The 3,664-nt window shown below is 66.1% G+C and carries 4 protein-coding genes and 1 tRNA gene; 2 read left to right on the top strand and 3 right to left on the bottom strand.

Annotated features, from left to right (window positions below; translation table 11 throughout):
* Positions 1 to 29: 29 nt before the first annotated feature.
* From AB7U92_RS23825 to AB7U92_RS23815, 3 genes are all read right to left on the bottom strand, one after another.
* A complete protein-coding gene (locus tag AB7U92_RS23825) occupies positions 30 to 1,379 on the bottom strand; it encodes a (Fe-S)-binding protein (protein ID WP_428582794.1) in 1,350 nt (449 codons plus the stop codon).
* Positions 1,380 to 1,449: 70 nt separating this feature from the next.
* Positions 1,450 to 1,872, bottom strand: coding sequence for a rubrerythrin family protein (locus AB7U92_RS23820; protein WP_428582792.1), 423 nt, complete (start codon positions 1,870 to 1,872; stop codon positions 1,450 to 1,452).
* Between the two features lie 169 nt (positions 1,873 to 2,041).
* Positions 2,042 to 2,926 carry an alpha/beta hydrolase gene (locus tag AB7U92_RS23815; protein ID WP_428582790.1) on the bottom strand — a complete coding sequence of 295 codons (885 nt, stop codon included), beginning with the start codon at positions 2,924 to 2,926 and terminating at the stop codon, positions 2,042 to 2,044.
* Between the two features lie 54 nt (positions 2,927 to 2,980).
* Between AB7U92_RS23815 and AB7U92_RS23810 the strand changes: the two genes are divergently transcribed.
* Together AB7U92_RS23810 and AB7U92_RS23805 are read left to right on the top strand one after the other, a co-directional pair.
* A tRNA-Ala gene (locus AB7U92_RS23810) sits at positions 2,981 to 3,056 on the top strand.
* A gap of 344 nt (positions 3,057 to 3,400) precedes the next feature.
* The coding region (locus tag AB7U92_RS23805; RefSeq protein WP_428582788.1) for an EipA family protein at positions 3,401 to 3,664 on the top strand (264 nt) is incomplete at its 3' end.

Below are 3,664 nucleotides of genomic sequence, written 5' to 3'. Positions count from 1 at the left end.
GATGGTCATGCTCGTCTCCATCGTGGGGTTCACAAACCGTAGGCGGTGCGCAGCAGCGTCAGCGGGTGGGCGATCTTCGCCGCCGGCAGGCTGTTGTTGGCCATGCCTTGTGCGATGTGGTGGCCGGCCATCGGGCAGTCGGAGCCGATCCAGTCGGGCCCGTCCTTGGCCATCTGCTTGAACACCGGCTTGCCGATCTTCATCGCGATCTCGTGGTACGGCTTCTTCACGCCGTAGGTGCCGGCGTGGCCGGAGCAGCGCTCCACCGTGTTGAGCTGCACCGAGACCTTCTCGCCGATCAGCTTGAGCATCTCCTCGGTCTTCTTGCCGATCTTCTGCACGCGGCCGTGGCAGGGGATGTGGTAGCTGACCTTGCCCAGCGGGTTCTTGAAGTCGGTCTTGAGCAGCCCGTCCTTGTGGCGCGCCATCAGGTACTCGAAGGGATCGAACATCGCTTCCTGCACCGCCTTGACGTCGGGGTCGCCGGGGAACAGCAGCGGGATCTCCTGCTTGAACATCAGCGTGCACGAGGGCACGGCGCTGACGATCGCAAAGCCGTCCTTCGCATACTTCGCCAGCACCGGAATGTTGGCGTTCTTGTGCTTCTCCACGCCTTCGAGGTCGCCGAGCTCGAGCTTGGGCATGCCGCAGCACGATTCCTTCTCGACGATCACATAGGGGATCTCGTTGTGCTCGAGCGAGGCGATCAGGTCGTGGCCGATGCCGGGTTCGTTGTAGTTGACATAGCAGGTCGAGAAGATCGCCACCTTGCCGGGGCTGAGCTTGCCGTCCTTGACCTCGGAGGCAGCGCCCTTCTTCTTCGCGCTCCAGCGGAAGCGGCTGGTGGCCAGCTCGGGCATCCAGGCGTCCTTGTGCACGTCGAGCACGTTCTCCATCACGCCGCGCGCCGCCTTGGTCTTGTTGATGGCGTTGACCGCCTGCACGACGATGGGAATGCCGGCAAACTGGCCGTGCACGTCGGTGGAGGCGAGGAACTTCTCGCTGGCCTTGATCTCGCCCTTGCGGAACTTGATCGCCTTGGCGCGCAGCATGGTGTGCGGGAAGTCGAGGTTCCACTCGTGCGGCGGCACGTACGGGCACTTGGTCAGGTAGCACAGGTCGCAGAGGTAGCACTGGTCGACGACCTTCCAGTAGTCCTCCTTCTTGACGCCGTGCACCTCGCCGTCGTCGGTGGCATCCACCAGGTCGAACAGGTTCGGGAAGCTCTGGCACAGGCTGACGCAGCGGCGGCAGCCGTGGCAGATGTCGAAGATGCGCTCCATCTCGGCGAAGCACTTGGCCTCGTCGTAGAAGTCCGGGTTCTTCCAGTCGACGGGGTGGCGGGTGGGTGCTTCCAGGTTGCCTTCGCGAGCGGTCATGTGTGTTCTCCTCGATCCACCAATGAACAAGGGGCACGAAGCCCCTTGTCCTGCGAGCGCGGTGTCGTGCTCAGTCGACCAGCGCGTCGAGCGCCTTCTGGTAGCGGTTGGCATGCGAACGCTCGGCCTTGGCCAGCGTCTCGAACCAGTCGGCGATCTCGTCGAAGCCTTCCTCGCGCGCCGTCTTGGCCATGCCCGGGTACATGTCGGTGTACTCGTGCGTCTCGCCGGCAACGGCGGCCATCAGGTTCTGGCGGCTGCTGCCGATGGGCAGGCCGGTGGCCGGATCGCCCGAACCGTTCTCGAGGAACTCGAGGTGGCCGTGCGCGTGGCCGGTCTCGCCTTCGGCGGTGGAGCGGAACAGCGCCGCCACGTCGTTCTGGCCTTCCACGTCGGCCTTGTTTGCGAAATACAGGTACCGGCGGTTGGCCTGGGATTCGCCCGCGAAGGCGTCCTTCAGGTTCTGCTCGGTCTTCGATCCTTTCAAGCCCATGTCACTCTCCTGTCGTTGAGTTGAACCGAACCGGCCGCGTGCGCCTCGGCGCTTGTCTCGAACGCGGCACGCGTCAACGCTATCGCGGGTTCAAGGCAGGAGCCAATTCATATGCTCAATGCGGGGTATTGGAATCGCCTATCACTCACCGCACGGTGATCAAGCTCAACTATGAATGAGAATTGTTCTCGTCTGCGCCTTGCCCGGCCAGGCCGAGCCACTGCCGCGCGAGCCGAAGCAGGCGCGCCTTCTCGTCGGCGAGCTCATGCAGCACGGTGAAGTGGTTGGTGCCGGGCACGGCTTCGCACACCGGCACGGCTGCCGCACCCCAGGCCTCGCGGATCAGCCGGTTCTGGCGCAGGAACTCCTCGCTCTCGTCACCCCCGACCACGGCGGCCAGCCGCCCGGCGGGCGCGGGCAGCAGCGCCGGGCTCAGGCGCCGCGCCGATGCCGCGGTGAGATGCAGGTCGGGTGCAAGAAAGGTGGTGCGCCGGATGGGCTCGAGTTCGAACAGGCCGGAGATCGACAGCGCCGATCGCAGCAGGTCGCCCGGCAGGTCGGGCGCGAGTTGCGGCCAGCGGCAGTTCAGCAGCATGGCCGCCAGATGCCCGCCAGCCGAGTGCCCGCCGACAACGATGCGCCGCGGGTCGCCGCCGTGCTCCCGCGCGTGCCGCCAGGTCCAGGCCACGGCCTGCGCCATCTGCAGCGTGATCTGCTCGATGCTCGCGGCCGGGCACAGCGCATAGTTCGGCACCACCACCATCGCGCCGGCGTTGACCAGGGCCGGCGCCACGAACGAGTGGTCGCGCTTGTCCAGCGCGCGCCAGTAGCCGCCGTGGATGAAGACGAACACCGGTGCATCCGGCGCGCCGGTGCGGAAGACATCGAGCGTTTGGCTCGCGGCCGTGCCGTAGGGGATGTCGAGCACGCAGTCCGACTGCGCGCGCGCCAGTGCCGACGCGTTGGACCAGCGCTCCAGGATCTGCGGTGCTTCAGGCACCCGGGCGCGGTTGTTGTACTGGGCGTCCAGCCAGATCGGATCGGTGCGGGCCATGCGGTGAGTTCGGAGAGGGCGACCCGCGGAGTTTGCTAGAATGCGCGTTGTCGTGGGGGGGTAGCTCAGCTGGGAGAGCGTCGCGTTCGCAATGCGAAGGTCGGGAGTTCGATCCTCCTCCTCTCCACCACCACACACCGAAGCGCCTGATTCCTGCCGGAGTCAGGCGCTTCTTGCTTTGCGGGCCTGCGCCGCGATGGCTCGCGCGATCAGAGCCAGGCCCAGAGGCGGCGCAGCCAGTTCGGTGTGCGGTCGGGCGAGGGGCGGTAGAGCTGTCGGTGCAATGAGTGCATGAGAACCTCCGTGTACAAGTGCTCCATGTGCGAATACTGTATATCCATACAGCACTACGCGCAATCGGGCCGCGCCCGGTTACATCGGCACATCCCGGAACACTCCGACAAACCCGCTTCGCGAGTGGGTGGGTAAGGTCAAACCCTCGGTCCCGCTCCCTGGGGCTGCAGGAGAAGAACCATGATCGACACTCGCTCTCGCCTCATCGACACCACCCGCCGTGCCTGGCTCGTGCGCGCCGGCGCCGGCTCCCTCGCTCTGGCCGTGCCCGCCCTGGGCATCGCGGCCGACGTGACCGACGACAGCACCTACGACGAAGCCGGCACCCTCAAGGCGGCCACCGACTTCTTCGGCCAGACCACCGAAGGCCTGGCGCAGGTGATCGCCAAGGCCTTCCGCGAGCAGGGGCGTCCCAACGCCTTCATCCGCGGCGAGGAAGTCTCC

Source organism: Piscinibacter sp. (assembly GCF_050175855.1).
Lineage (GTDB): Bacteria > Pseudomonadota > Gammaproteobacteria > Burkholderiales > Burkholderiaceae_C > Piscinibacter.
The sequence above is the reverse complement of the archived record's forward strand: the minus strand, read 5'-3'. Positions and strand labels throughout refer to the sequence as shown.

Excerpts from the sequence above, each read along its gene's own strand:
- AB7U92_RS23815 (WP_428582790.1), bottom strand. The coding sequence starts at position 2,926 with ATGGCCCGCACCGATCCGATCTGGCTGGACGCCCAGTACAACAACCGC.
- AB7U92_RS23820 (WP_428582792.1), bottom strand. The coding sequence starts at position 1,872 with ATGGGCTTGAAAGGATCGAAGACCGAGCAGAACCTGAAGGACGCCTTC.
- AB7U92_RS23825 (WP_428582794.1), bottom strand. The coding sequence starts at position 1,379 with ATGACCGCTCGCGAAGGCAACCTGGAAGCACCCACCCGCCACCCCGTC.